25 protein-coding genes are annotated in these 22,651 nt (G+C 33.3%); 4 read left to right on the plus strand and 21 right to left on the minus strand.

Annotation, left to right across the window (positions count from 1 at the left end):
* Positions 1-300: 300 nt before the first annotated feature.
* The 8 genes from ACIQZA_RS05645 to fabZ form a co-directional block, all read right to left on the minus strand.
* On the minus strand, positions 301-1,035 hold the full coding sequence (locus ACIQZA_RS05645) for a peptidoglycan recognition protein family protein (protein ID WP_402880350.1): 735 nt from the start codon (positions 1,033-1,035) through the stop codon (positions 301-303).
* Between the two features lie 210 nt (positions 1,036-1,245).
* On the minus strand, positions 1,246-2,010 hold the full coding sequence (locus ACIQZA_RS05650; protein WP_402880348.1) for a GNAT family N-acetyltransferase: 765 nt from the start codon (positions 2,008-2,010) through the stop codon (positions 1,246-1,248).
* A 427-nt stretch (positions 2,011-2,437) separates the two neighbouring features.
* Positions 2,438-3,178, minus strand: a complete 741-nt coding sequence (locus ACIQZA_RS05655) for a polysaccharide deacetylase family protein (RefSeq protein ID WP_402880347.1) — start codon at positions 3,176-3,178, stop codon at positions 2,438-2,440.
* 172 nt (positions 3,179-3,350) lie between these two features.
* Positions 3,351-3,539 (minus strand): hypothetical protein, encoded by a 189-nt coding sequence (locus ACIQZA_RS05660; protein WP_402880345.1) that lies wholly within the window; start codon positions 3,537-3,539, stop codon positions 3,351-3,353.
* A 311-nt stretch (positions 3,540-3,850) separates the two neighbouring features.
* Entirely contained in the window at positions 3,851-4,324 is a 474-nt protein-coding gene (locus ACIQZA_RS05665; RefSeq protein ID WP_255505047.1) for a hydroxymyristoyl-ACP dehydratase, read from the minus strand.
* A gap of 191 nt (positions 4,325-4,515) precedes the next feature.
* Positions 4,516-5,439: a D-alanyl-D-alanine carboxypeptidase family protein gene (locus tag ACIQZA_RS05670; RefSeq protein WP_400933373.1), complete on the minus strand. Its 924-nt coding sequence runs from the start codon at positions 5,437-5,439 to the stop codon at positions 4,516-4,518.
* 334 nt (positions 5,440-5,773) lie between these two features.
* A complete protein-coding gene (locus tag ACIQZA_RS05675; RefSeq protein WP_400933375.1) occupies positions 5,774-6,529 on the minus strand; it encodes a glycosyltransferase in 756 nt (251 codons plus the stop codon).
* Positions 6,530-7,053: 524 nt separating this feature from the next.
* Entirely contained in the window at positions 7,054-7,479 is a 426-nt protein-coding gene (fabZ, locus tag ACIQZA_RS05680) for a 3-hydroxyacyl-ACP dehydratase FabZ (protein WP_402880343.1), read from the minus strand.
* A 420-nt stretch (positions 7,480-7,899) separates the two neighbouring features.
* Here fabZ and ACIQZA_RS05685 point away from each other — a divergent pair, with 420 nt between their 5' ends.
* On the plus strand, positions 7,900-8,520 hold the full coding sequence (locus ACIQZA_RS05685) for a LysE family translocator (protein WP_400933378.1): 621 nt from the start codon (positions 7,900-7,902) through the stop codon (positions 8,518-8,520).
* A gap of 44 nt (positions 8,521-8,564) precedes the next feature.
* Here ACIQZA_RS05685 and ACIQZA_RS05690 read toward each other — a convergent pair whose 3' ends face one another.
* From ACIQZA_RS05690 to ACIQZA_RS05700, 3 genes are all read right to left on the minus strand, one after another.
* Complete coding sequence (locus ACIQZA_RS05690) at positions 8,565-9,107, minus strand: GNAT family N-acetyltransferase (RefSeq protein ID WP_400933380.1); 543 nt, start codon at positions 9,105-9,107, stop codon at positions 8,565-8,567.
* Positions 9,108-9,518: 411 nt separating this feature from the next.
* Entirely contained in the window at positions 9,519-9,758 is a 240-nt protein-coding gene (locus ACIQZA_RS05695) for a GrpB family protein (protein WP_402880342.1), read from the minus strand.
* 356 nt (positions 9,759-10,114) lie between these two features.
* Positions 10,115-10,288 carry a hypothetical protein gene (locus ACIQZA_RS05700; RefSeq protein ID WP_400933384.1) on the minus strand — a complete coding sequence of 58 codons (174 nt, stop codon included), beginning with the start codon at positions 10,286-10,288 and terminating at the stop codon, positions 10,115-10,117.
* A 175-nt stretch (positions 10,289-10,463) separates the two neighbouring features.
* On the opposite strand from ACIQZA_RS05700, the gene ACIQZA_RS05705 reads away from it, so the two are divergent.
* Positions 10,464-10,925 carry a GNAT family N-acetyltransferase gene (locus tag ACIQZA_RS05705; protein ID WP_400933386.1) on the plus strand — a complete coding sequence of 154 codons (462 nt, stop codon included), beginning with the start codon at positions 10,464-10,466 and terminating at the stop codon, positions 10,923-10,925.
* Positions 10,926-11,208: 283 nt separating this feature from the next.
* Here ACIQZA_RS05705 and ACIQZA_RS05710 read toward each other — a convergent pair whose 3' ends face one another.
* The 3 genes from ACIQZA_RS05710 to ACIQZA_RS05720 all read right to left on the minus strand — a co-directional run bounded on the left by ACIQZA_RS05710 (position 11,209) and on the right by ACIQZA_RS05720 (position 12,847).
* Entirely contained in the window at positions 11,209-11,556 is a 348-nt protein-coding gene (locus ACIQZA_RS05710; RefSeq protein WP_402880340.1) for a YkgJ family cysteine cluster protein, read from the minus strand.
* A gap of 596 nt (positions 11,557-12,152) precedes the next feature.
* Positions 12,153-12,347 (minus strand): hypothetical protein, encoded by a 195-nt coding sequence (locus tag ACIQZA_RS05715; RefSeq protein ID WP_402880338.1) that lies wholly within the window; start codon positions 12,345-12,347, stop codon positions 12,153-12,155.
* Between the two features lie 89 nt (positions 12,348-12,436).
* Entirely contained in the window at positions 12,437-12,847 is a 411-nt protein-coding gene (locus ACIQZA_RS05720) for a hypothetical protein (RefSeq protein ID WP_402880337.1), read from the minus strand.
* 605 nt (positions 12,848-13,452) lie between these two features.
* Between ACIQZA_RS05720 and ACIQZA_RS05725 the strand changes: the two genes are divergently transcribed.
* The gene (locus ACIQZA_RS05725; RefSeq protein WP_402880336.1) at positions 13,453-13,632 is read left to right on the plus strand and encodes a hypothetical protein; all 180 of its coding nucleotides are present in this window, start codon (positions 13,453-13,455) and stop codon (positions 13,630-13,632) included.
* A gap of 124 nt (positions 13,633-13,756) precedes the next feature.
* Here ACIQZA_RS05725 and ACIQZA_RS05730 read toward each other — a convergent pair whose 3' ends face one another.
* The 3 genes from ACIQZA_RS05730 to ACIQZA_RS05740 all read right to left on the minus strand — a co-directional run bounded on the left by ACIQZA_RS05730 (position 13,757) and on the right by ACIQZA_RS05740 (position 18,247).
* Positions 13,757-14,230 (minus strand): NUDIX hydrolase, encoded by a 474-nt coding sequence (locus tag ACIQZA_RS05730; protein WP_402880334.1) that lies wholly within the window; start codon positions 14,228-14,230, stop codon positions 13,757-13,759.
* 191 nt (positions 14,231-14,421) lie between these two features.
* Complete coding sequence (locus tag ACIQZA_RS05735) at positions 14,422-17,520, minus strand: hybrid sensor histidine kinase/response regulator (protein ID WP_402880332.1); 3,099 nt, start codon at positions 17,518-17,520, stop codon at positions 14,422-14,424.
* A gap of 316 nt (positions 17,521-17,836) precedes the next feature.
* The gene (locus ACIQZA_RS05740; protein ID WP_400933398.1) at positions 17,837-18,247 is read right to left on the minus strand and encodes an NUDIX domain-containing protein; all 411 of its coding nucleotides are present in this window, start codon (positions 18,245-18,247) and stop codon (positions 17,837-17,839) included.
* A 167-nt stretch (positions 18,248-18,414) separates the two neighbouring features.
* On the opposite strand from ACIQZA_RS05740, the gene ACIQZA_RS05745 reads away from it, so the two are divergent.
* Positions 18,415-18,519 (plus strand): YjcZ family sporulation protein, encoded by a 105-nt coding sequence (locus ACIQZA_RS05745; protein ID WP_142508007.1) that lies wholly within the window; start codon positions 18,415-18,417, stop codon positions 18,517-18,519.
* Between the two features lie 367 nt (positions 18,520-18,886).
* Here ACIQZA_RS05745 and ACIQZA_RS05750 read toward each other — a convergent pair whose 3' ends face one another.
* The 4 genes from ACIQZA_RS05750 to ACIQZA_RS05765 all read right to left on the minus strand — a co-directional run bounded on the left by ACIQZA_RS05750 (position 18,887) and on the right by ACIQZA_RS05765 (position 22,544).
* Positions 18,887-19,447: a GNAT family N-acetyltransferase gene (locus tag ACIQZA_RS05750; RefSeq protein WP_402880330.1), complete on the minus strand. Its 561-nt coding sequence runs from the start codon at positions 19,445-19,447 to the stop codon at positions 18,887-18,889.
* A gap of 1,082 nt (positions 19,448-20,529) precedes the next feature.
* Positions 20,530-21,081: a hypothetical protein gene (locus tag ACIQZA_RS05755; RefSeq protein WP_402880326.1), complete on the minus strand. Its 552-nt coding sequence runs from the start codon at positions 21,079-21,081 to the stop codon at positions 20,530-20,532.
* A 34-nt stretch (positions 21,082-21,115) separates the two neighbouring features.
* Positions 21,116-21,592 (minus strand): GNAT family N-acetyltransferase, encoded by a 477-nt coding sequence (locus ACIQZA_RS05760; RefSeq protein ID WP_255505042.1) that lies wholly within the window; start codon positions 21,590-21,592, stop codon positions 21,116-21,118.
* 340 nt (positions 21,593-21,932) lie between these two features.
* Positions 21,933-22,544 carry a class I SAM-dependent methyltransferase gene (locus ACIQZA_RS05765; protein WP_400933403.1) on the minus strand — a complete coding sequence of 204 codons (612 nt, stop codon included), beginning with the start codon at positions 22,542-22,544 and terminating at the stop codon, positions 21,933-21,935.
* Positions 22,545-22,651: the final 107 nt, after the last annotated feature.

Below are 22,651 nucleotides of genomic sequence, written 5' to 3' on the forward strand. Positions count from 1 at the left end.
TAACAGGTTATAGAGAAGACGAAAAGAAAAAGACTGTCAAAATTTCACGACAAATCTTGTCCTACAACAATCTTCATAAAATCCAGCATTTCTTAATCACTATATTGTTAAGCACATTATTCTATGTAGATGTTATTGCTTTAGATTTTGTAAAAATAAAGGTGCCCTTAAAGCACTTCTAAAGGCACCTCTGTTATCTGCTAAGTTGAAGGTATATAATGGTACTGCTTTTCTATTTTACCCGTTTCCTCGAAGCAGTCAACTAAAATCCTCATAGAATATTAGAAATTACATATCCTCTTATGCATCTTTAATATACGTAACTTGCGCCAATTTAGCATTTTTTATTTTCATATCTGCATTTTTCACTGCATTGATTCCTGTAAAAGTTCCTGTTCTAATACGATAATTTGCAGCGTCCTGCTCAATGTAAACAAGCCAGCCGAATGTTTTTTTCATCACCTGTGCCGCGCTTTCTGCTGCTTTAAGAGTACTATACGTTCCCGTGAAAATTCGATATTTTTGCGTTTCTACTGGAGGTATTTGAGTATCTCCAGCTTTTTTTACCATGTCGATAAATTGTGACCAAGGTATTTTTCCAGCACGAATATTACGGGGGCAATTTTTCCCACTAAAATAATTGTGTTGAACAATATTTTGAATTGTTATATTTTCATCTTTTATAATTTTTGCGATTAGATTCACCGCATTGTCCACAGCTTTTAAATAATCTCCATCACTATTTACGCAAATTTCCACTTGAATTCCTTGGCTATTACCAACATACGTTCCCGTTCCCCAGCACTCCCAAAAATGTTCAAATGATTGTACAGCTTCTTTGTCATCTACTTGCCAATGCCAGCTAGCTTCCCTACTGTTACCATTTATCTGTAGACGAGCATGGGCGTCAGCATCAGCGCCAACGCTCGTATTGTCGGTTTCATGAACGACAATATACTTTTTTGCATTATTTTTACCATTTGTTATATTCATTGCTTGTGAAGTTGATACTAGTTTTTGGCGTATTGTTACCATAGGTTTCCCCCCCTTCTTTTTGTCATAATGTAAAAAGCGGGATGATTGAACTTTAATCATACTATCTTACCTTTTGTAGTTCGAAGATAGATAATAAGTTCACTCTATATTATGAACCTTTTGTAACTTCTACTATGTTTTTATAAGCATTAATAACCAATATTCGCACTCGAAATTTACTGATTATTTTGGGTGTGCGCTGAGCAGTTTTTAACTCAGTTCTTTTAATTTTTTTATAACAGAATGTACTGTTAGTCTATGAAAAGTAAGAAGCTGACCCTTATAAATGACAGAAAAAATACCGTACGGGGTTGGTGATAATTCCATCAACTTTTCTCTATCCTTAAGATCAACAAGCTTAACTTGTATATTCAATTTATTTGCACCAGCTATAATATTTTCTGTTGCAATTTCAACATATGGACATTGGAATGACCGTAAAATCGTTAAGTCGTTAAATTTTTTTAATCTGTCCTCCCAATCATTCGGAAAATAAGGTTGTTGGACTTCATTGCTCAATGGGTAGATCAGTAATTCAAAATCATATGGCGCCGTATCTATAAGTTGAAAATTGTTTTTCAAAAAAATCTCTTTACTTGGTGCCCATGACGTTTTTGAATTCGTAATAACAACAACTCCTTTTTTTGCTAGCTTTTTTGCATCTTCTATACATTTATTGATTAATCGAGTTCCATAACCTTTTCCAACTGTACTTACCCATAAACAATGAATCACTAAATAACCATCCGCATAAACCACTCTTGAGGAATTTTCTGCTTCTGTATATTCAATAAACCCAACTTGTTTTTTATTGTCCATCACTTGCACATATTTCAAGCCTTCCTCAAATCTATTGTTCAGCCATTTGTTCTTATTTATATATCCGCTTGATTTCTTCTTACTTCTAAGACAAAAACTCCCAGTTCCCTCTAAAAACTCATTATTACATTCAACTAATTCAACGTTACACAACAATACCAATCCCCCTATTCATTAGGGTAATTATACCTTTTTTGAATTATAAACATAACGTATGGTTGGTTTCCGTTCTGGCTGGGCGCTTTGTTGTTGCTGACGCTTCGCTTTCGCACAGAAAAGCATTTGTTGCTGCCGTTTCGCTTTCGCACAAAGCAAAGCTTCCTTGGGATCGATGAGCCGCTTCACCCGCATCGCTCGGTCCAGGGCCTCATCTGTGACGTTGATCCCCAAGGAGTCGTCCAGCCCACCCCAATCAACAAATCTTCATCGTATTTGTGCTATCTGTATATGGATAAGTCATTCCTAGAAAATGAAAAATCAGGCTATTTATATCTTTAGCCTGATTTCCCCACGGAAAAAAATTTATTATTATTTGAAATCCTTTACAGCCCATAAAAACAATGTAAAAGTACACATTTGAAACCTATTGGTTTTTGTCTTTTTTATTCTTCACTTCGAGTAATTCAGAAACTGTGACAAATTTATATCCTTGCCTTTCCAGTTCAGGAATTATTTTATCCATCGCTTGCACTGTTTGATGACGATTTCCGCCTCCATCATGAAAAAGAACGATATTTCCTTCTTTGACACCGTTTAGCACAGTGTTAACAATTCTATTAGTACCTGGACTTTTCCAATCTAAAGTATCTAAATGCCATGACCACATAACAACTTTATATCCTTCTTTAGCAATCGCTTGAATCATTGCATCTGAATACTGTCCTTCTACAGGGCGGAATAAAGTAGGCTTAAATCCTGTGATGTTCTGAATAACGTCATTCGTTTGATTTATTTCCTTTAGTAAATTCGGAACATTCGTCCTTAGAGGATGCGTAAATGTATGGTTGGCTAATTCATGACCTTCCTTATACATTCTTGATATTACCTCTGGATTTTTTTGCGCATTTTGACCAACAATAAAAAAAGTAGCTTTCGCATGATATTTGGCTAATACATCTAAAATCTGAGATGTGTACTTCCGATGTGGACCATCATCGAAAGTAAGGGCAACAATTTTTTCATCCGTATTGACCTCCCAGACAATTTGTCCTGCTTCTTCATAATACTTCCTTCCTTTATTTTCATATTTCTCTGCGCCGACTTTTGCATAAAAAAAGGAGACAGTTAAAAGGCAAATAGGGAATAAAAACAGGAGTTTTTTCAAATCTTCACCTCCTCAAATAAAATATTTAGTACCTTATTATTTGAGGAATGTTAAAAAAAATGCTCTTTTTTGATTTTTTGTTGCAGTGTATACTTCAGTGATAGCAGCTAGAGGTTGTCCTTACAGTGATTTTGGAATTAAAACGTCACTGACTAAATAGCTATTCATGTTACTAACTATTCAAAAACTGCTCATTCATTTTAAATATCTGTTTCAAATGATGTTCCATATGTTCAAGATAATCTTGAATAAGCCACTGTAGAGTTATTAGTTGATTATTTTCAAAGCCACATTGTAAAGCAAGCTTTTCATTAGGGATATTTTTAATAACATATATAATTTTTTTATTTAGCTCACCCATAGGTTCATTACTTCATCAAAAGGTAACTCTTGATACCCTTGAATTTTCACCCAATGAACTTGGTCATACGGTGTTAATAGAAAGGGTTGCTTTTCGTATTGTATATTAATGAACCTATCCAGATTATTAATGGCGGAGTCGCATAAATGGCCTAATATCTCTTTTTTTGACCACTTTTGAGGCGCTGGTCGTTGTGAAATCTCTAGTTCAGACATATGACGAAATTCGCCAGGAATGTTATCGATCCAAAAAAGTAATTGATCTATAATTCTATGCACATTTTTCACACCCCTATTGATATTTGAAATTAGCTATTTATAAAAACTTAAATAATAGTCAATTAATTTAATGACTTCATATATTTTTTTATATTCTTTTTCTATTTTATAGGAAATAAACAATATAGCTAAATTAAAACTCAAAACTGCTAGAGCGACGATTTGGACAAGTGATATCCCAGTCATCAATTTAATATTGATTGCTGAGGCAATTATTGTAATCAATGATAAGATGACACCACATAATGTAATATAAATTGGCTTTGATCTAATGATTTCATTTGCTTGCAATTTTAAAACATCTAGTAAAAATCGAATTTCTTGCAATTTATATTGTTGATCAAAAATCACGAAATATGACATATAAACATCGTTTGTTATATTTTCATTCAGTATATTTTTATGAATTTTTCTCACTAATCGATCACAAAAATCTTTATCTAATGCTTTTTCAGGTACGAATAGTTCCTCTTTATTTTCAAAAACATTTGTGCCGGGATGCTTCAAACCCCTCATCCTCTCATACTGGTTTACTTGATTTAATGACCTTATTAAGAAAACTCTTTTATAACCAAAACAAAGTCACCCAAATTTTTCAGATATTTAAATTATATGAAGGGATGGAAAGGTAGTATGTTAGTTTGGCTAAAAATTTTATTGGAAGTTTAGTGACTGCGGGAAAACATACATAAAGTTCCTTAGTAAAGTTGTCGATAGACAGCTAATGCATCCGTAATATTGAACTGCTCTGTTCGTGAATCACCTTGAGCACCTACTGTTACTAGAATATACTCCTCGCCTTTAATTGTCGCTAAACTTGCTAAACATAATCCTGCTTGCTCTGTGTAGCCAGTTTTGCCGCCAATTATTCCACCCCTTGTATTTTCAATAGCCTTCAAATTTTTAAACATTCGACTCGTCACCGTCATTCCCTCTGGATGAAGATTCGTTGACTTTATTGAGTATCTTTCCGCCGTATAAATATCCCGAAAGGTGTTATTAGTTAAAGCATATTGTAAAAGTATCGAAATATCTTTCACACTCGTATAATGATCAGGATGATGGAGTCCTGTTGCATTCATAAAATGTGTGCTTTTCATCCCTAGTTGGTTAGCTTTTTCGTTCATTAACTTTACAAATTTACTCTCTGATCCAGTAATGTAATCTGCTAAGCCAATAGAAGCATCCGCACCTGAAGGTAGCATTGAACCATAAAGTAAATCTTCTGCTGTTACCTCCTCATTAGGAAGAAAGCCTGCCATAGAAGCATTTTCTTCATATAAATTCTTAAATATACTTTTAGGAAGTATAATCTTTTCCTGTAAATTCGGGATATTTTCAATTGCCACTAAAACCGTCATGATTTTCGTCAAAGAAGCTGGAAAAATGATTTCGTCACTATCTTTGTCCAGTAAAATCTTATTTGTGTCTAAGTTCACTAATATAGCATTTGAGCTTTGTAAATTTACATCAAGATTTATTTCACTTTTCTTTGGCATTTCCAGCTGAGGATTATCTATTTCTAGCTTAGATTGTTGAAATGGATATTCTTTTACAAACATGGACACCAAAAAAATAATTATCAGTAAAATTAAGCTATAAAATCCTTTTCTTTGAAACATAAAAACAACTCCTTCTATCTATACCTCTATTGAAACATAAAAGAAGGAGCTATTTTTTTAATAATCTATTAAAGAATTCTTAAGGTTTCTTAAGAAAGTGTTGGAAGCATAACAGTGAACACTGTTTTTCATCATTACTTGAAGCTGATATTGTTCCTCCATGAACATGGACTATTTCATTGGCAATTGCAAGACCAAGACCAGCCCCACACTGTCATGCAAAGTCTTATTATTTAAGGAAATCTAAAGAATCACACATAAAAAACCACTCGTTTGATAACGAAGTGGTTTAAAGAATTATTATGTTGAAATATATGCCATTAAGGTAGGTTCATTATCTTGTTTGATCATCATAATAGGCTTCATTAGCAGCCTTTTCATTTGTGCCCTTTATATAAGCTAAAATCACATCTGGTCGTTTCAGTAACATCCAGTCTCCATAATGGTCAAATCGTCTGCACGAAGTAATCATTCCACTTTTAATCGTTCCGTACTTTTTACCGTGCTTCTTGCCCCACTGTTTTAAACGCTTAGCAAAATCAGCGTCTTCGGCCATTAGCATACTCTCATTAAAACCATTTATTGCCTGAAAGTCTTTTTTATAGCACCAAAAAATCCCTACAGAAATAAAACCATACTTAATCAGTAAAGGAACAATTAGTAGCATGGTAGATACTACTATACCTAAGGACATTCTTTCAAAACTTCCGTTCACGCCTCCTCCAATGAATTGGTTGGATGCTAAGTGCTTTTCAACCTCAGTTAGCATGTGCTCTGTCATTCGAGTATCAGCATCAATTGTAACGAGAATATCGCCTTTTGCTAACGCAGCTCCAGCATTTCTAATTTTAGATAAATTTTTATCGTTATTTTCCAATGTCACGCAATTGTAGGATTGTGCAATTTCTTTCGTTTTATCGGTACAACGATTTAACACAACAATAACTTCTACTTGATCTATATACGGTTGTGCAGCCTTTGCAATCGACTCTAGACACCCCCCAATATAATTTTCTTCGTTATGAGCAGGTATTATAATAGAAAATTTCACATCAGGAACATCTTTTATAAATGGTGTACTTTCCGACATATAAAATCTCCCCTTAATAAGTAGTTCTCGTTATTTTAATTTAAGTAAACGCTTCCCTCAATTTTTTATTTTTAGGTTTTTATGTCTATTCTGTAACAACATTTACACTGTAGTAAAATGTATTAAGTTCCATTTTTGAAATCACATTCAATTTTTTGGTCAAAAAAATTGAGTTGATTTTGTGATTATCAACTCTTTCGTCTCATTTTATTTAAGATTTTCATTCATTAGAACTTCTTTTATTTGATCTGCTTGAGATGAAAATCGCCGTTGAGAAAATAAACATTCCAGTACATAGCCACATCGTTATCCCATTCCATTGCCCGTTGAATATTGTAATATTTGTGAGGATGATAAATTGCATGACACAAGTTGCTATATATAGTGCTAAGGGATAGTTCATGAAACCGCCTCCATTTCGAAGTCTACATTTATTATATTATTCAACACATACAGAAAAAATCCTTTAAACAATGAACAAGAGTACTGCAAAAATCGTTGCAGTACTCTTGAATCGGATGGGCTTAACTTCCAAATGCGAAAATAAGCTCTGTCTCACAAGCTATTTCTCCGTCAACTGTTGCAATTCCTCGCCCTTTACCAATGGCACCCTTTAAGCGTGTAATTTCCACTTCAAGACGCAATTGATCACCAGGTTTAACTTGTTTTTTAAAGCGACAATTATCAATACCTGCCAGTAATCCAAGTCGGCCTTGATTCCCTTCTTTAGTGAGCATAATAATGGCACTTACTTGAGCTAATGCTTCGACAATTAATACACCTGGCATCACTGGATAATTCGGGAAATGTCCATAAAAAAATTCTTCATTGATCGTTACATTTTTAATGGCTACCGCTCTCTTCCCCTCTTCTAATTCCAATACTCTATCCACTAACAGAAACGGATAACGATGCCTAATAACTTCTTGTATTTGTTGAATATCTAGCATAAAAAACCTCCAAAAATATCGTCACCTAATTCTATCATTAATTATTAGTAGTTGGTACTATTTTAAGTTTAAAATACGAATTAAAAGCCACAATCCCATGGATGTGGCTAATATATTTTGTCTTAATAATCTTGCTTATGAAGTGGCCAAATCGATGTAGCTACTTTTTTATATAAGAAGTTTCTCAAATAATAATTTGGGGCTGCTCCTAGTGTATCAACATAAATACTATCTCCCAACATTATACAAATATAATCAAATCATTTTCTGATTTTTTTAAATAATTGTTTTCACTTCTTTTCAGCATTTCATTATCGACAGGCATATAGAAGATAGCATATAATATTTTTTGCATTCAATAAGTTAATTTTATTATTCTCTTAATTGAATGTTTAGTTTATTAGAATAGGATGGATAAATATGTTATCTTTTATTGCAATAGTTTTTCTTTTATTTTTAATTCCTGGTCCGGCTGTTATCATTACCATTACGCAAACGTTGAAAGGTGGTAAAAAGAACGGTATTTTCACTGCACTAGGCATTGGATTAGGTGATTTAGTTCATACGTTAGCAGCTGTATTAGGGTTATCAGCAATTTTAATGAACTCTGCCACTGCATTTGAGATAGTGAAATATATTGGTGTTGCTTACCTAGTTTATTTAGGTATTCAAATGCTCTTAACAAAACCACAAAAAATAGAAAAACCAACTGTTGAACAAAGTCCGGCAAGTTCTTCGTTCCGACAAGGTTTTTTAGCGGAGATTTTAAATCCAAAAACTGCATTATTTTTCTTAGCGTTTTTACCACAGTTTGTTCAGCATAATGGTCAATCGATCACTGTACAATTATTGATTTTAGGCATTACTTTTGTTGTGATGAGTGCTTTATATACTATTTTGTTAGCTATTATTACAAGCTTTATTGGTGAAAAAATCTTTACGAAGACATCAAACAATGGTTCGCGTTGGATTGAAAAGGCAGTTGGTTTCGTTTATATAGGTCTAGGCGTTAAATTAGCACTTCAAACTCAAAGTAGATAATATATAGTTTCTTAGGGAGGACACGATAAATACGTGCTCTCCTTTTATATTTCAAGAACAAGTCCCATTTCAACTCTTACTTCTTTTTTTTCAATATCATTATTGGAGTAACTTAATAGATCACAGCCAATTAGTTGAAATCCATGCTTTTTGTAAAATTGAATTGCAGGATAATTAGAAGTTTGCGTTTCTAAAACGATCGCCCTTACCCCTATTTCTGTTGCTCGCTTTTTCACCAAAGCCATGAATTTACTTCCAATTCCTTTATGTTGATGAGATTGATCAATATGAATATCATTAATTCTTAACACATTATGCCACTTCTCTTGGCTGATGCTAACAATTCCTACATCTTCTTCATTTAATTCAGCAATATAGCATTCAATATCTTCTATATGATCTTCAAAAATTTCTCCTTCCAAATACTTGTGAAACGGGGTTTCGAAATGTTTTAACGTAAAATCAATTGCCCAGCCATTTTCTCGTTCTTTATAGACAACATCATAATAGTTGTTGGAGACGTATTGATAGATAATTTTTTTACCGTTAGGATAGTGTTCTTTATATATCCTTTTTATTTGAAACAACTTTAATCACCCTTTTCATAGTTCATTAGATAATCTTACTGAAAATTGGTATTACTATAAACAATTAGAAGATTTACAACTTGAATAGCTGATTATATTCATTATAACCCCATTCGGATTTTTGGATCACTTGAATACATGAGTCCTGTTCAGTATAAACTTGTACACCATAAAAAATTGTTTAGTTTTGTGTAGACAATCCACTTGTTATAAAATACTCTTATTACTCTTTAATTAAAGAAGGTGTACACCAAAACGGCATAAAATTTCGTCAACTTCATCCATTAAGCGTTGTAGATTCTCTCTTCCTACCTACTTAGACTCTGTAATTAAATATTCCACAGCTAATACAGAACTCTCAAAAAGAGCCCAATATAGAAAAGCTGTCTTAATTAACAGCCATTAATCTTTTTATGATTTATTTTGAATATCTTCATACCATTTTAGTGCTTTTAGTTCTATGTCTTTAACAAAATAATCTTTACCCTTTATGTACGATTCTTGTCGTGCTAATTTTTCTTTTAATTCTCCATAATTCTTCATATCATCTGGGTGCGATTTTAAATAATCTCGAAAAGCCAGGTGCCTTTTTATTTCATAACTCCCAATCTGATAGGATGTGAACGTGATGAGAGCGATTGTCCTCACCATTTCGAAAGTATCTACGTTTAACTATCCCATTTTTATTAGGATCATATCCGATTTCTTGCATAAATATACAAAATTGTTAATATCTTTCGCAACAGGCATTATATCTATTTTTGGTTTAACTTTTAACCATGGAACGAAAACAGCCTAAAAATCAATTATGCCTCGGCATAATTACGTTCGGAATCGGCTTTGTGCTTAGGGATGAGATGTTATTTGCGCGAAAGCGTAGTACTAACGTAGCGGCAGCAGCAACAAGTTAAAATATTTACTTTTTGCCCCATTTGTGCGGTTTTATGTACAAGCTTATAGACCCTTAGCAAACCAAAAGTCTATAAGCTTGATGTGGCCTATTCTATTTATTGTTTAGGTGTATTTGCGGTTAGTGGATTACTGTTTGCTACCAATTGTACCGGTGTCGTGCCTTGTTGAGCAGACTGTGTCATTTGTTGTTCATTATTCATTAGCCCAAAGCGTTTCAGTACACCAAAAATCGCCGCGCCGCCTATAATGCCCCATGCTAAAAATCTCACTGACGAAAACCTCCTTTCTCCATTCTGAATTTTTTAAAACAGCTTTAGTATTGGAAATCCTATGCGGTTTATACTGTGTTAACTGAACGAGTTTTTTGTTCAATTTACAGATTATTTGTAAAAATAACAGAATATAGTAAAATAAAATAGAATAAATTTCAATCGGAGGTAGTATATGAATATTAAAATTGCTTCAATAGAAGAAATCCCACAAATAGAAATATTATATGAAGAACTGTTTTTAGAAATGTCAAAGCTACAACCTCAATACATAGCTCCTGCTAAACAGGATGTAGAGTTTCTTAAAAACATAATTTCGGGAGAACAATCAGATATTTTTGTTGCTGGATTGGATAACAACATTGCCGGATTTTTACTAATTCAAGAATTAGCAACACCTCCATACTCTTGTATCGTACAGCATAATTATGCATATATTATGGATGTAATTGTTGGAAGCCAATACCAAAGTAAAGGCATCGGTTCCCTATTGCTACGAGAAGCAAAAAAATGGGCAGATGAGCGTAAATTAGCTTACTTGGAGTTAAGCGTTTTACCAGAAAATATTGGCGCTATTAACTTGTATGACAAACATGGATTTATTGAAACGAGCCGTACTATGCGATTAGAGCTTTAAAGTTATTTATGATATTAGAGCCTGCGTTGAGCAAAGCAGGCTCTTTTATATTAAGTCGAATGTAAACTATCGCCTGTTTTATGTTTACTTATATCCTCTAAACTCCAATCAATTATGCCTCGGCATATCCCGTGACATCCGCCGGAGGCTTTAACTACTTTCAGCTATTATTTTCTGTAGCGAAAGCAAAGCGACAGGTACATACGTTTGCATTCGCTGAAAAGTTACCTAAACCAACATTCATCTCACCACCTATAAAGGAGGGAAACTTCTACTGAAGAAGTTAAATAAAATCTTTCCAAGTAAAATCAATACTTAAAATACCAATTGGAAGTTCGGTAGCAATATAGTTTTTTTCAATGGCCAATTTTGGTTTACGGAAACATACAAGATTATTATAATAACCAAAAGCTCTGCAAATAGACGGACGGACCGAATGAATTCCACATCGGTCATTTATTTCGTCATAAAATATACAGGTTCCATAAAAACGTTGTTGTTTTTTTAAATCTAGGCTCATTTTTTTAGGCATCGCTTTGATTTTCTTTTTTATTTTCTTTAACTCTTGTTCTGTAATTGGAACAGGCCCACAACATATCCCTCTACAGCCTTTACAAGGTAATTCTTCCATAAAACAATCATCTCCTAGAAAAAGCAAGTGTTTTAATTCGTTTTTTTATTTGGATTCTCTAGTTCAGTAACTCAATGAAGTCAAAAAAATAGGACTCCCCTGGCCAGGAGAATCCTATTTTACACTTTAAATCAATAATTGTAAATTATAGAATAAATGAATTATTTTGTCAATTAATTAATCTACACAATTTCTAGTATCTAGCATCAAATTCAATAGTATTTATTTAAAAAACCAATGATAACATTATTTATATGATGGTTTGTATGCTCATAGAGGTGTAAACACTGGCAAAGTGACCTACATCATCTTTTAACGGCCAATCCTTATTATTAAAATCCTTCTTTCTCATAACAGAAATGGAATTATTACTATCTTTAGTGTGATCAAGACCCAAAGCATGTCCTACTTCACGAAATGTTGTTTCTCTCCTTTGAGTTTGATTTAATCCCTTCCATGATTTATAAATTGTTATGTTTGAATTAAAAGAAGAACCATCACGATGAGTAGTATATGCTTCACCATTACTATTTACGTAATCAACATTAACATTTCTACTAATATCTACCTCTTTAGTAAATTTAACTTTATTAGTGCTATGTCCAAGCAGTAAATCCTCTTAAAACATCATCTTTATCACCCATATTAATCGATTCTGGGCTAATGTAATAATACAAATCTAAATTATCCTTCTTTTTAAAATCTAATAACTTATATGTATCAGCCGAAATAGGTACAGATACAACACAAAGTAATAGTACAATTAAAACGACTTTCATTTTCCCCTTCATTTAACCATCTCTTCTTTGATTTACACTTTATGGAAGTCACATAATTTAATTTAACCTTAATTAAAATACGAATAAAGGTATACAATTTATTATTTAACTTCTATGGTAAAAATGTAAGAAGAACTTCCTTTGTCCCATCTACTAGAAACAATATATATATATTTACCTTTTTCATTTGGTGCAGAAAAAACATTACCTTCTACTTTTATTTTTTTACTTTCACCCAAATGTTCCATTTCTACTTCTATTTCATCAATAGGTTGTTTCTTAAAATTGATTTTTATTTCACTTTGAGGGGATACAGGAAATGGAACAATTTTATTATTATCAATAATTGTTGATGGAGAAATTTTATCAACACATTCTGAACCTGTAAATTTACTCCAACAATAAGTACCTTGTAATACTGTTATCTTTTTGCCTTCTGACAATACAATTGGCTTAGGTGGACCAGCATTAAGTAACATGATAATCAACAGAAATACGACAACACCTTTCATTTAAACCCTCCTATCAAGTGTCAGAAAAAAATTTAAAAGAGTCTCAAAAAAATCCTTATCAACTTATATTTCCATACAGGTAATTTTTCGTGGTTAAAATAAGTGTTCTACATGGAAAAGTAGCATTTGAAACTAGTACACTTCTTTACCTGTCATTTGGTGAGTTCCCTTGATGGGGAAGGAAGTCTCCTGATTTAACGCTCTCTCCCGAAAAATGCCAGCCATATTTTCCTGTTTGGCCAGCCCTATTTTTTCTTCTTTACTACGCGTAAATCCTAATAATTGCCGTTCACCGATGAAGCTTAAATTTTCAGATGTGAAATACTCGCTTTCTTGCCACTCATTTTCTTTTGTTAGAACTTCTCCAACAAGTTCAAACTATTTTCATGTTGCATTATGTCGTTGGATTCTTTATGGGAGCAACCACTAATACCAATCCACAAATTGTAACGAAACCTATAATTCTTTTCACTAATTTCCCCTTTTAATTGTGTAACGATTATTTATCATTTTTTGTTACAAAATTTATCCTTGTCATTTCCGTTATATTCTAAGTGTAATTGCACAATCTAAACTGTAACTAAACAATAACGGAGGTTATAGCAATGAAAAAATTCCTATATATCGGAGCAATGGTAGCATTCCTATTAACCGCTTGTTCTTCTCATGATGAAGCTCCAGCTAGTGAACAAGCGGAAGCAAAAGAAAAAACCGTCAATGCTGAGACAAAAGAAAATCTTGAGAAAAGTTTTTTATATGATTCGGAAGATCCGTTTACAAAGTGATTGAAGAGGACAGATAACTAATTAAGGTTATCTGTTCTTTATGTGTACTTCCATCACTGAAATCTCTTCGTTTAGTTTGGAGATAAATCAGTCTTATCATGTGGAATTTGATCAATCATATGCGTTATGCGTTTTTATGCTCATGTTTTATGGCTGTTGTTAACTTTAATACTTCATTAACTGCCCAGCTTTGGTGTTCGTGGAATAAGCAATCAATAGCTTGCATTGGTTCAATCCATTTTAGAGAGTGGTCAACTTCAGATGGTTTACTTATTTGCCTACCCTTATCGCATAAATAAAAATAACCTTCGCTAAGGTAATATTTATTTTCATTTGTAGAATAAAAATATCTCTGGGCACACCCTATAAAATGACCTATTTCAATATCCATTCCCATCTCTTCAAGGGCTTCTCTTTTTAAACATTCCTCGTGAGACTCATTTTTTTCCATTCCACCACCCGGGAGGAAAAATTCGCGATCATTTGTTTGAATAATCGCTATTTTTTCTTTCTGACTATTGAACATTAAACAATAAACAGCGGGTCTCCATATGTAGTCTTTGCCTTCTTTTTTCTCACCGAATGTGATAATACCCATAATTAATCCTCCTCTGTTTCTGATTCGCTATTTGTTTTATCAAGATAGTTAAAGAAAAAAATCCTGCAAAAACAGGATTTCAAACAACTTTTACTTTATTTTAAATGATCAATCTTATGATAAATCTACAACAAACCCTTTAAATTAAACTGCTTTCCCATTTTTTAATGGAGGTACTGCTCCATATTAATTTACTTTAATTTTTCTTTCTTTTTAAGAACAACAAACGATATCGCTGTCCCTTGGTTTAGTTTACTTTTAATTTGAAGTCCCTTACCATAATGTTGTTTTAAACGAAGATCTGTATTAAGCAATCCAATGCCAGTTGAAGTCTCCGATTTTCTCTCTAGTAATCGTTCCATTGTAGCCTCATCCATTCCAATACCATTATCTGACACAGTGATCTCAATGTACCTGTCGTAATCTACAATGCGAATATGAATATTCCCGCCATTTTCACGAGGCAAAATACCATGTTTTAAAGCATTTTCAATTAATGGTTGGATGGTTAATGATGGGATCATGACGTCTGTAGAAACTTCCAAATCCCACGTTGCATTGATACGCTCCCCAAAACGTTCTTTATGAATATATAAATAGGATCGAACAAGATTTAACTCATCCTCAATTGGAACAAGCTCATCAATATTCTGGAACTTAAATGATTCCCTTAAGAAATCACACAGTGCTTCAAGTAGCTTACTAGTACGTTCAATATCAATTTCACTTAATGTAACAATGGCATTTAGTGTATTGAAAAGAAAATGCGGCTGTATTTGTGCCTGAAGCCAAGCTGCCTCCATTCGAAGCCGTTCTTGTGCAGATTGTTTAACATCGGTTAGTGCTTTTACTCTTGATCTTAGCTCTAAAGCGTCCACAGGCTTCATGACATAATCATTAGCACCAGATAAAAATCCATTTTTAATGTCTTGAGACTGACTTCTTGCCGTAAGAAGTAACACTGGAAGTTCTGTTATTGAAAATTGCTGACGAATTGCACGTACTAATTCGTACCCTGACATATTTGGCATCATCACGTCTGAAATGACCAAATCCCACTCTTGAGACATTAATATTTCAAGCGCTTTACTACCACTTGTAACCGTTACTAGGTCGTATTTTTCTATTGAAAGTATTGTTTCGATAACTCTTAAGTTCACTGGATCATCATCGACGACCAAAACGCTAGGTCGATTTGCTTCAATGATTGAATGGTTTTCAGTTCGATCATCGAATGGATTTGTAGAAGTCGCTACTGTTGATTCTTCCTTCGCATTTGATAGTAGAGCCTCATGTTCTGTAGCATTTTCCTCATCAGGTAAGTCTGATATTGGTAAAGTGAAAGTAAATTCAGACCCTTCCCCTACAACTGAATGTACCTGTAATGTTCCCCCATGTAGTTCAACTAATCGTTTACTAATACTAAGCCCTAGCCCAAATCCGCCTTCAATCATTGTCTTACTAAGGGTACCCTGCTCATATGGTTTAAATATACGTTGAATGGTGTCCTCATCAATACCAATACCAGTATCCGAAATAACAATTTCTGCCATACCATTTTGCACTTGACCTAATATTGTCACTTCACCTTCGTTCGTGTATTTCACCGCATTATGAAGAAGATTGAAAACAATTTGAATAACTCTATTTTCATCAGCAACTACTTTTGGAAAATTTTCAGGAATTTGATGAATTAACTGAATCTGCTTTCCTTCCCTCATAACATAGAGCATATCTAATACACCCGATACAATTGGCTGAATCGAAAATGTTTTAAGGTTTAGTTTGGGGTTATTTTCTTTTAAACTCATAACATCTAGTAAATCATTTAGCATCAGTGACATACGCCTTCCGACAGATAGCACTGTTTCTAAATCCTTGACACTTTTGTCACTGAGCACACGATCTTCTCTTTCCAAAACAGCTTTTGACATGTTAAGGATCCCATGAAGTGGATTGCGTAATTCATGAGACGTATTGGCAAGGAATTCATCCTTTAATTTATCTGTCTTTTGGAGCTTAATAGCAAGTTCTTTCGTTTCCGAATGGACTTTAGCATATCCTTTAAACCATAAAATTGCCAAACAAGCCACTGTTATAACAATATCAAATGGATACATAATTATTTTTATTCCAAAAATAAGAAGTAGGCCATCCCATATAAGATTATTACCAAATGCTAAAATGGCAAAAAGTAAAAAAATATTACTTTTAATCTCTTTAATTGATTCTCGCATTACTGTTAGAATCGTTATAACGATCGGGATTCCTAAAATCATAATGAAAATGCCTTGATTGATTACTACATAGCGAGTAGGTAGTACAATGGTCAATAATGATGCTATAGCACAGAAAATACTAAACAAGCGAATATATTTTCTCACATGCCGAGGTAACCAATGTTTTATGCATTGAAGCAGTGAAAAGCCTATGCCAATCATAGAAAGATGAACTAATTTAAAGGCCCAATCGTAACTAATCGGAAACCAATAAGATAATAATTTGTCATCGCTTCCTAATAGGAAATAAACCATACTATTAATCGATAACAGAGAAAAGTAAAGCAATCTTCTTTCTTCCATGATTCCTACAAAAAATAAAATAATGGAATAGATAGCATGTAGTAAAAAAACTACTGCTACTAGTTGTTGCATATTGATCGACAATTGAGTTTCCCGAGCTAATATATCTTCTTTCCCTAATTTAATGGAGCGAACAATCCCACCGTCACGAGGGTCCTTAAAGTTTGAAGCTTGAACAATAATTTCGATTTCTTTGTGACCGTTTGCTTCAAAGGATGTAGTATATGGAACATTTCTGGCAACCGTCTTTTCTGCAACCTCTCCTATTTCACCTGATTTTGCCAACCGCCGACCATTTACATATAAAACTGAAGAACTTCGCACACTCGGAACGCGAATACTATAAGTAATAGTGTCTTCTGGATTGACGAGTAATTTTAAGCGATAAGTACCGTAACCATAAGGGCTCCTCTCTCCCTCTTGTAAAGAAGAGCCCCACCCCTTAGGAACCTGTATGTATTTAGCATGATTCTTCGTAGATTCGATATGCTTTTCTTCACTTACCAACCAATTATAAGGATAAAATTCCCACTCCCCATCAAGTGTAAGAGCATGACTATCATTAAAATTCCAATTTCTTAAATCCATTTGCCCTTTTACAGCATGTGGTTGATCTGTATTATTAAATAAGTTCAGCCATAAAATTCGTGAGCCTGTTAGAAAGATAATAAACAAGCAAATGATGAGAACAATTTTTCTCTTTTTCATTAGGAATAATTGTCAAAAGGTAGTTTATGTTTTTCTGTTATGACACAAGCTCCTTAGGCAAAACCACACCTCCTACGATATATTATCGTATCTGAGTTACCATTACTTTTAAATCTATTTCTTAAACTAAAATCTATATTTTATAAGGTATTAGTTTTGACCTTTTATACAACAGAAAGAAGGCTTTTTGATATCGGGTGTTTAGGCACCCACCGAAGGTAGTTAAATGATTTTAGGCTGGCACAGCATGCTAAAATGTAACAGCTCTCACTGTCATGCGGAGTGCCATCCAAATCAAAAATATTTCCTTCTAAAATTACGATAGCTTTAACTGTTTAAGTGCATAATCAGTTGTTATTGTAATGTTTTCAGGTATTTCGTCTATTGCGAACCAATGTACTTTTTCTAAAGCATGCGGTTCTCTATTTCGTACTTCACCATTCGTAATACGAGCAGCGAAAGTAGGTGCTACATAATGCATATCTTCCGTTTGAATAATATGATTGGTCACACATACTAATCCTGTTATTTCGATGTCCACTCCAAGCTCTTCCTTAATTTCTCGTATAATCGCATTTTCTATTGTTTCCATATAGTCAACCTTGCCACCAGGTAAACTCCAACAGCCGGCTTCAGGTGCTTTTTTTCGTAAAACAAGTAAAATTTTATTTTCGTCATTTTGGATAACTGCTCCCACGCCAACCTTTGGTAATTTTCCATTTTCCATTAATCTTTTCCTCCCCTATGAAAACTAACCTCTATCGAAAGTTTGTCACTTTTTTAACAAAGGTCTTTTTATCTTAATTGCAAATTTATTTCTTTAAGTTAGATGATTACCTTCTCTCCTTTTTACTGCTTTACGTATTATAGATTGTAGAAAGGAGGTAAGTTATTATGGGCTATTCAGGTAATGGTTACGGCACAGGGTCCGCTTTTGCCCTAATTGTAGTATTATTTATTCTTTTAATTATCGTTGGCGCAACTTTCATTAGTTACTAAAAAACGACACTACCAAAATCTCAATTGCTCATACTTTTCCTAGAGAAATAATAATTTATCCCTAACCTTCTAAGAATACTCAGGGTCACTGTCCTCCGGTGACTCTTTTTCTTTCTAAATAAAACATCTAACGACAAAAGCAATAACATAATTAATAGATATTATTACCACCTATTGCTTTTAAGTATTCACCTGCTGAATCTACACCATTTTCAACACCGTTTATTCATTTAAAAAAAACCTTTTCCTCCTTTATTTAAATAATTAAGCATTCCTATTATATCAACTTAAGGAATATTAAGGGAGTTAAATTTTCGCGAGAATCTCGTTTATTTCATCGTTTTAATGACAAAAACCAAGACAGTCATTAATCTATCTTGGTCCTGGCCATTTTATGATTTTTAACCTTTATTAGTGAAAAGATATTAGTATCATACGGAACACCGTTTTGGTGCATATAATTTTTTAATATCCCTTCTTTTTCAAAGCCTAATTTGGTTAATAGTTTATTGGAAGCTTCATTTTCAGTAAATACAATAGCTCCAATACGCATTAAATCCATTTCTTGAAAGCCGAATGATAGTACTCTATTTACAGCTTCCTTTGCATACCCTTTTCCCCAGCTTTCAGGAAAAAGCGCATAACTGATATCAGCTCTTTTATGCTCAGTAGACCATTCTTGAAAACCAATAGTACCAATAATTCCTTCTTGGTCTTTTAATGCAATTCCCCATTTTATACTACGTTTTTCATCATAATTCTTTGAAAAATTGTTAATGATTTGTTTAACCTGCTCTATACTTGTTAATGGATTTTGCCCATAATGGCGTAATACATCGGCATTAGAAAAGCAATTTAAAACATCTTGGGCGTCATGTTCAGTAAGTTCTCTTAACACTAATCGTTCCGTATCTAAAATAGGAAACATCTTCTTCACTCCACTTCCAAATAAGGTATTATTTAATTCTATCTAATAAAACGAGAGTTGCAAAACTATTTTTTAATAATTTATATTACTATGTTTATTCAATAAACTTTGTAAAAATAATAACTTGGCCGTGGGCGATTCCTACACTAATGGCAATGAAAATGCAAAATAACACTTAATTGATTGATAATGAAATGGTCTCTCCATCTAATGAACTTCTTAAAATGTTATCCTCAACTCGTAGCGCTGAACTAATTTATCCTTCTTCAGGATTAATTCCACCATACATAAGGTGATTGGCCCTGCGTTTATTCCTCTGTACAACATAGTATAAAGAAAAAAAGGAAGTATCATTTGTTTGTTGCTGTACTATTAATCGCACAGCATTGTCCTTTGATAGCACCGTATTCTCTATTTCACCAATGATACAAATGCGCCGCTGTAGCTTATCAGCCCTTAATTGTGGCGCTTGCTTATATGGGCCTAGACGAAGTGAGTAATCCCACATTCCAGCGTATAGGTATTACTTTCAAAATGATTGAAAAGACAAACTGGAGAAATGGATGCCGGTATATGTGAACCACATTTTGAAATAACAGTAGAAAGTCGTCATTAATCCCTTCTTCCCAGTGCCCATAGCTGTTTATTAACATTAAAAAAGTAAATGTATTATAAAGGCTGTTCCGTATTGATACAGCATTTTATAAAATATATTACTTTTCTTTTCTTCAAATAATCCTGCTATAAATTTTTATAAGGAGGGGATTGTTTTGAGTTGTCCATCTTATGGAGTAAATACACCCGGTACAAATTTTGCCTTTGCTATTGTTTTATTCGTTCTATTGATTATTGCCGGTCTTGGCTTATTTTATTTATTAAGAACTTTAGTATGGACCAGTGCGTAGTCTTGCCTATTATCACAAATACTCAAAAAATAAAGTGTGTTGGATTTTTACAAAATCTTCATAAAATCAAATCAAAGAATGGGCAACCGAACTATAGAAACTACGTTTGGTTCCATTCTAGGGCTTACGTGTACACGGAAGTCCTTTTTTCATGTTTTCAAAAACACGGATGTACAACTATCCTTGTCTTTCTAATAAACTTTTAAAAAATATTGATTTTAATATATTTGGATTAATACTCTTAATTTCTTCAATAAACATTTTAGTTTTATTGTTAATTTCATTCGTAAACTGTTCTTTTATAATCGGAATATCGTGAAAGGAACCATACATAGCGCCCCTTAAAAATTTATCCTCTATACATATTAGGCTATTCAGTGAAGATCCTATTTCACAATCCCGTTTTGTTACTTTTATTAGATCATTTTTTATTTTAAGCTCCAACCAAGACGAATTATTTTCTATATATTTTAAAGCGATATAATTGTGATGATCTAGTAATGTAACAACATCATTTAATAGTTTAAAGTGAGTAAGAATAAGTTCAGAATAAATTCTTTTGGCTGATAAAGGGATATTATCCGGTGGGTATGGAATAAAATTGTGTCCATCTACGTTTAGGGTAAAAAGACCATAAATTTGATTGTATTCTTTGTCGAAAGTCAAAATATCTAATTCCCTTAATTCGTCTACATCATCCTCAAAAATCTCATATTTAATTTCGAACAATTTTAGTCACCAGCTTATACAAGGTATTTTTTCGTCAAATGTTTAATTTCATTTTTCTACTCACGCTATTCATTTCAAAATGTTTATAAAAATCAATAGCTTTCGTATTGAATTCCCAAACATTTAACTCAATTGAATTAACCTCTCTTTCTTTAGCCCAGGTTATACAAGCAGTAAATAATATTTTTCCAATTCCTTTTCGCTGTAGTTCAGCTTTTACACCAAAATCGTGTATGTACGCATATTTCCGTGGAACAAGCGACTCGAAAGATGGAGAAGTTTCAACACTTATGACTGCGAAACCTACTACAATTTCATCTTCCTTTGCAATTAGAATATCACTTACTTCGTTGCCAATTAGTTCTTTATAATAAGTTTCAGGCATTACTGACTCCACACTTTTAAAAATCGTTGGTTCCTCCATCACATGCTCTTCATGCCCTTCTTTTACTATCTCATTCACAGGTAAATAATCTTCATCTGTTGCAATAAAAACCTTGATTGTCATCATTTAAGCCCCCTCATTTTAATATACTATTAAGAGATTATGGTATTAAACAATATGGAATTTTTAAGGATCATCACCAAAACGTGTGGTTGATTTCCGTTCCGACTGGGCACTTTGTAGCTGACGCTTCGCTTTCGCACAGAAAAAAACATTTGTAGCTGACGCTTCGCTTTCGCTACAGAAAACATCCGCTGCGCTGCAGGGTCTCGGGCCAACACGCTGTTGGTCACGAAGGCGTTATCACAGGATGTGATGCTTTTAGCCTTCGTTCCTCTATCGCTGATCCCCAAGGAGTCGCCCAGTCTGTTAAACTTGTTGCATGGTATAAGGCTGTTTCGTACACTTAGTTTATCTTTCCAATTATTATTTTCCTATACATCCCATTTAGCATTATAGATGTATCTTCTTTTACTACTATATTTTCAGGTGATATTTCTTCAAAGCTCCGGCCAATATCAGTTCCTAATATGCTTATAATGGGTCTTAGCAACATTTTGGGTATGGACAGTTTTTTGTTTTTAGGGACAAATTTATCGAAAACTATTATTTCCCCTTCTTGCTTTAATACCCTTGTCATCTCTTGAAAACATTTAGTTGCATCAGGTACTACCGAAAGGATTAAACTAGCTATGACATAGTCAAACGATTCATTTTCAAATTCAATATTTTGAGCATCCATTTCTAAGAATGTTATTGTAGAATTTTCGAACTTCTTTTTTGCTTTTCCGAGCATATCAGGTGAATAATCAATAGCCGTTATATTTAGGTTAGCGTGATTTATCAGCTCTAAATCTGCTCCTGTTCCTACACCGACAAACAGGATCTTTTGTTGATTATTGAATGGTATGGATTGAAATATTTGTTTTCGAGCATTTAAAAATCCCCCTGAATTAAAAAACTTATCGTAAATTGGAGAACCAATCTTATATATAAATTTATTCCAAGAATTATTCAAACGTCTTCACTCCCACTACATAAATTATCCCCACTTAATCCTATAATACATCCTATCATTTTCCTTTTGTAAAAAATCACCTATTTAATAAACCTTTGACGATGAGT

Source organism: Lysinibacillus sp. NPDC096382 (genome assembly GCF_044762845.1).
In the GTDB taxonomy this organism is placed as follows: Bacteria; Bacillota; Bacilli; order Bacillales_A; family Planococcaceae; genus Lysinibacillus.

What these genes read in the sequence shown, in the direction of transcription:
- ACIQZA_RS05645 (WP_402880350.1), bottom strand. Translation starts at nt 1,035, where the DNA reads ATGGTAACAATACGCCAAAAACTAGTATCAACTTCACAAGCAATGAAT.
- ACIQZA_RS05660 (WP_402880345.1), bottom strand. Translation starts at nt 3,539, where the DNA reads ATGGGTGAGCTAAATAAAAAAATTATATATGTTATTAAAAATATCCCT.
- ACIQZA_RS05670 (WP_400933373.1), bottom strand. Translation starts at nt 5,439, where the DNA reads ATGTTTCAAAGAAAAGGATTTTATAGCTTAATTTTACTGATAATTATT.
- ACIQZA_RS05675 (WP_400933375.1), bottom strand. Translation starts at nt 6,529, where the DNA reads ATGTCGGAAAGTACACCATTTATAAAAGATGTTCCTGATGTGAAATTT.
- fabZ (WP_402880343.1), bottom strand. Translation starts at nt 7,479, where the DNA reads ATGCTAGATATTCAACAAATACAAGAAGTTATTAGGCATCGTTATCCG.
- ACIQZA_RS05685 (WP_400933378.1), top strand. Translation starts at nt 7,900, where the DNA reads ATGTTATCTTTTATTGCAATAGTTTTTCTTTTATTTTTAATTCCTGGT.
- ACIQZA_RS05695 (WP_402880342.1), bottom strand. Translation starts at nt 9,758, where the DNA reads ATGGTGAGGACAATCGCTCTCATCACGTTCACATCCTATCAGATTGGG.
- ACIQZA_RS05705 (WP_400933386.1), top strand. Translation starts at nt 10,464, where the DNA reads ATGAATATTAAAATTGCTTCAATAGAAGAAATCCCACAAATAGAAATA.
- ACIQZA_RS05710 (WP_402880340.1), bottom strand. Translation starts at nt 11,556, where the DNA reads ATGGAAGAATTACCTTGTAAAGGCTGTAGAGGGATATGTTGTGGGCCT.
- ACIQZA_RS05715 (WP_402880338.1), bottom strand. Translation starts at nt 12,347, where the DNA reads ATGAAGGGGAAAATGAAAGTCGTTTTAATTGTACTATTACTTTGTGTT.
- ACIQZA_RS05720 (WP_402880337.1), bottom strand. Translation starts at nt 12,847, where the DNA reads ATGAAAGGTGTTGTCGTATTTCTGTTGATTATCATGTTACTTAATGCT.
- ACIQZA_RS05725 (WP_402880336.1), top strand. Translation starts at nt 13,453, where the DNA reads ATGAAAAAATTCCTATATATCGGAGCAATGGTAGCATTCCTATTAACC.
- ACIQZA_RS05730 (WP_402880334.1), bottom strand. Translation starts at nt 14,230, where the DNA reads ATGGGTATTATCACATTCGGTGAGAAAAAAGAAGGCAAAGACTACATA.
- ACIQZA_RS05735 (WP_402880332.1), bottom strand. Translation starts at nt 17,520, where the DNA reads ATGAAAAAGAGAAAAATTGTTCTCATCATTTGCTTGTTTATTATCTTT.
- ACIQZA_RS05740 (WP_400933398.1), bottom strand. Translation starts at nt 18,247, where the DNA reads ATGGAAAATGGAAAATTACCAAAGGTTGGCGTGGGAGCAGTTATCCAA.
- ACIQZA_RS05745 (WP_142508007.1), top strand. Translation starts at nt 18,415, where the DNA reads ATGGGCTATTCAGGTAATGGTTACGGCACAGGGTCCGCTTTTGCCCTA.
- ACIQZA_RS05750 (WP_402880330.1), bottom strand. Translation starts at nt 19,447, where the DNA reads ATGTTTCCTATTTTAGATACGGAACGATTAGTGTTAAGAGAACTTACT.
- ACIQZA_RS05760 (WP_255505042.1), bottom strand. Translation starts at nt 21,592, where the DNA reads ATGATGACAATCAAGGTTTTTATTGCAACAGATGAAGATTATTTACCT.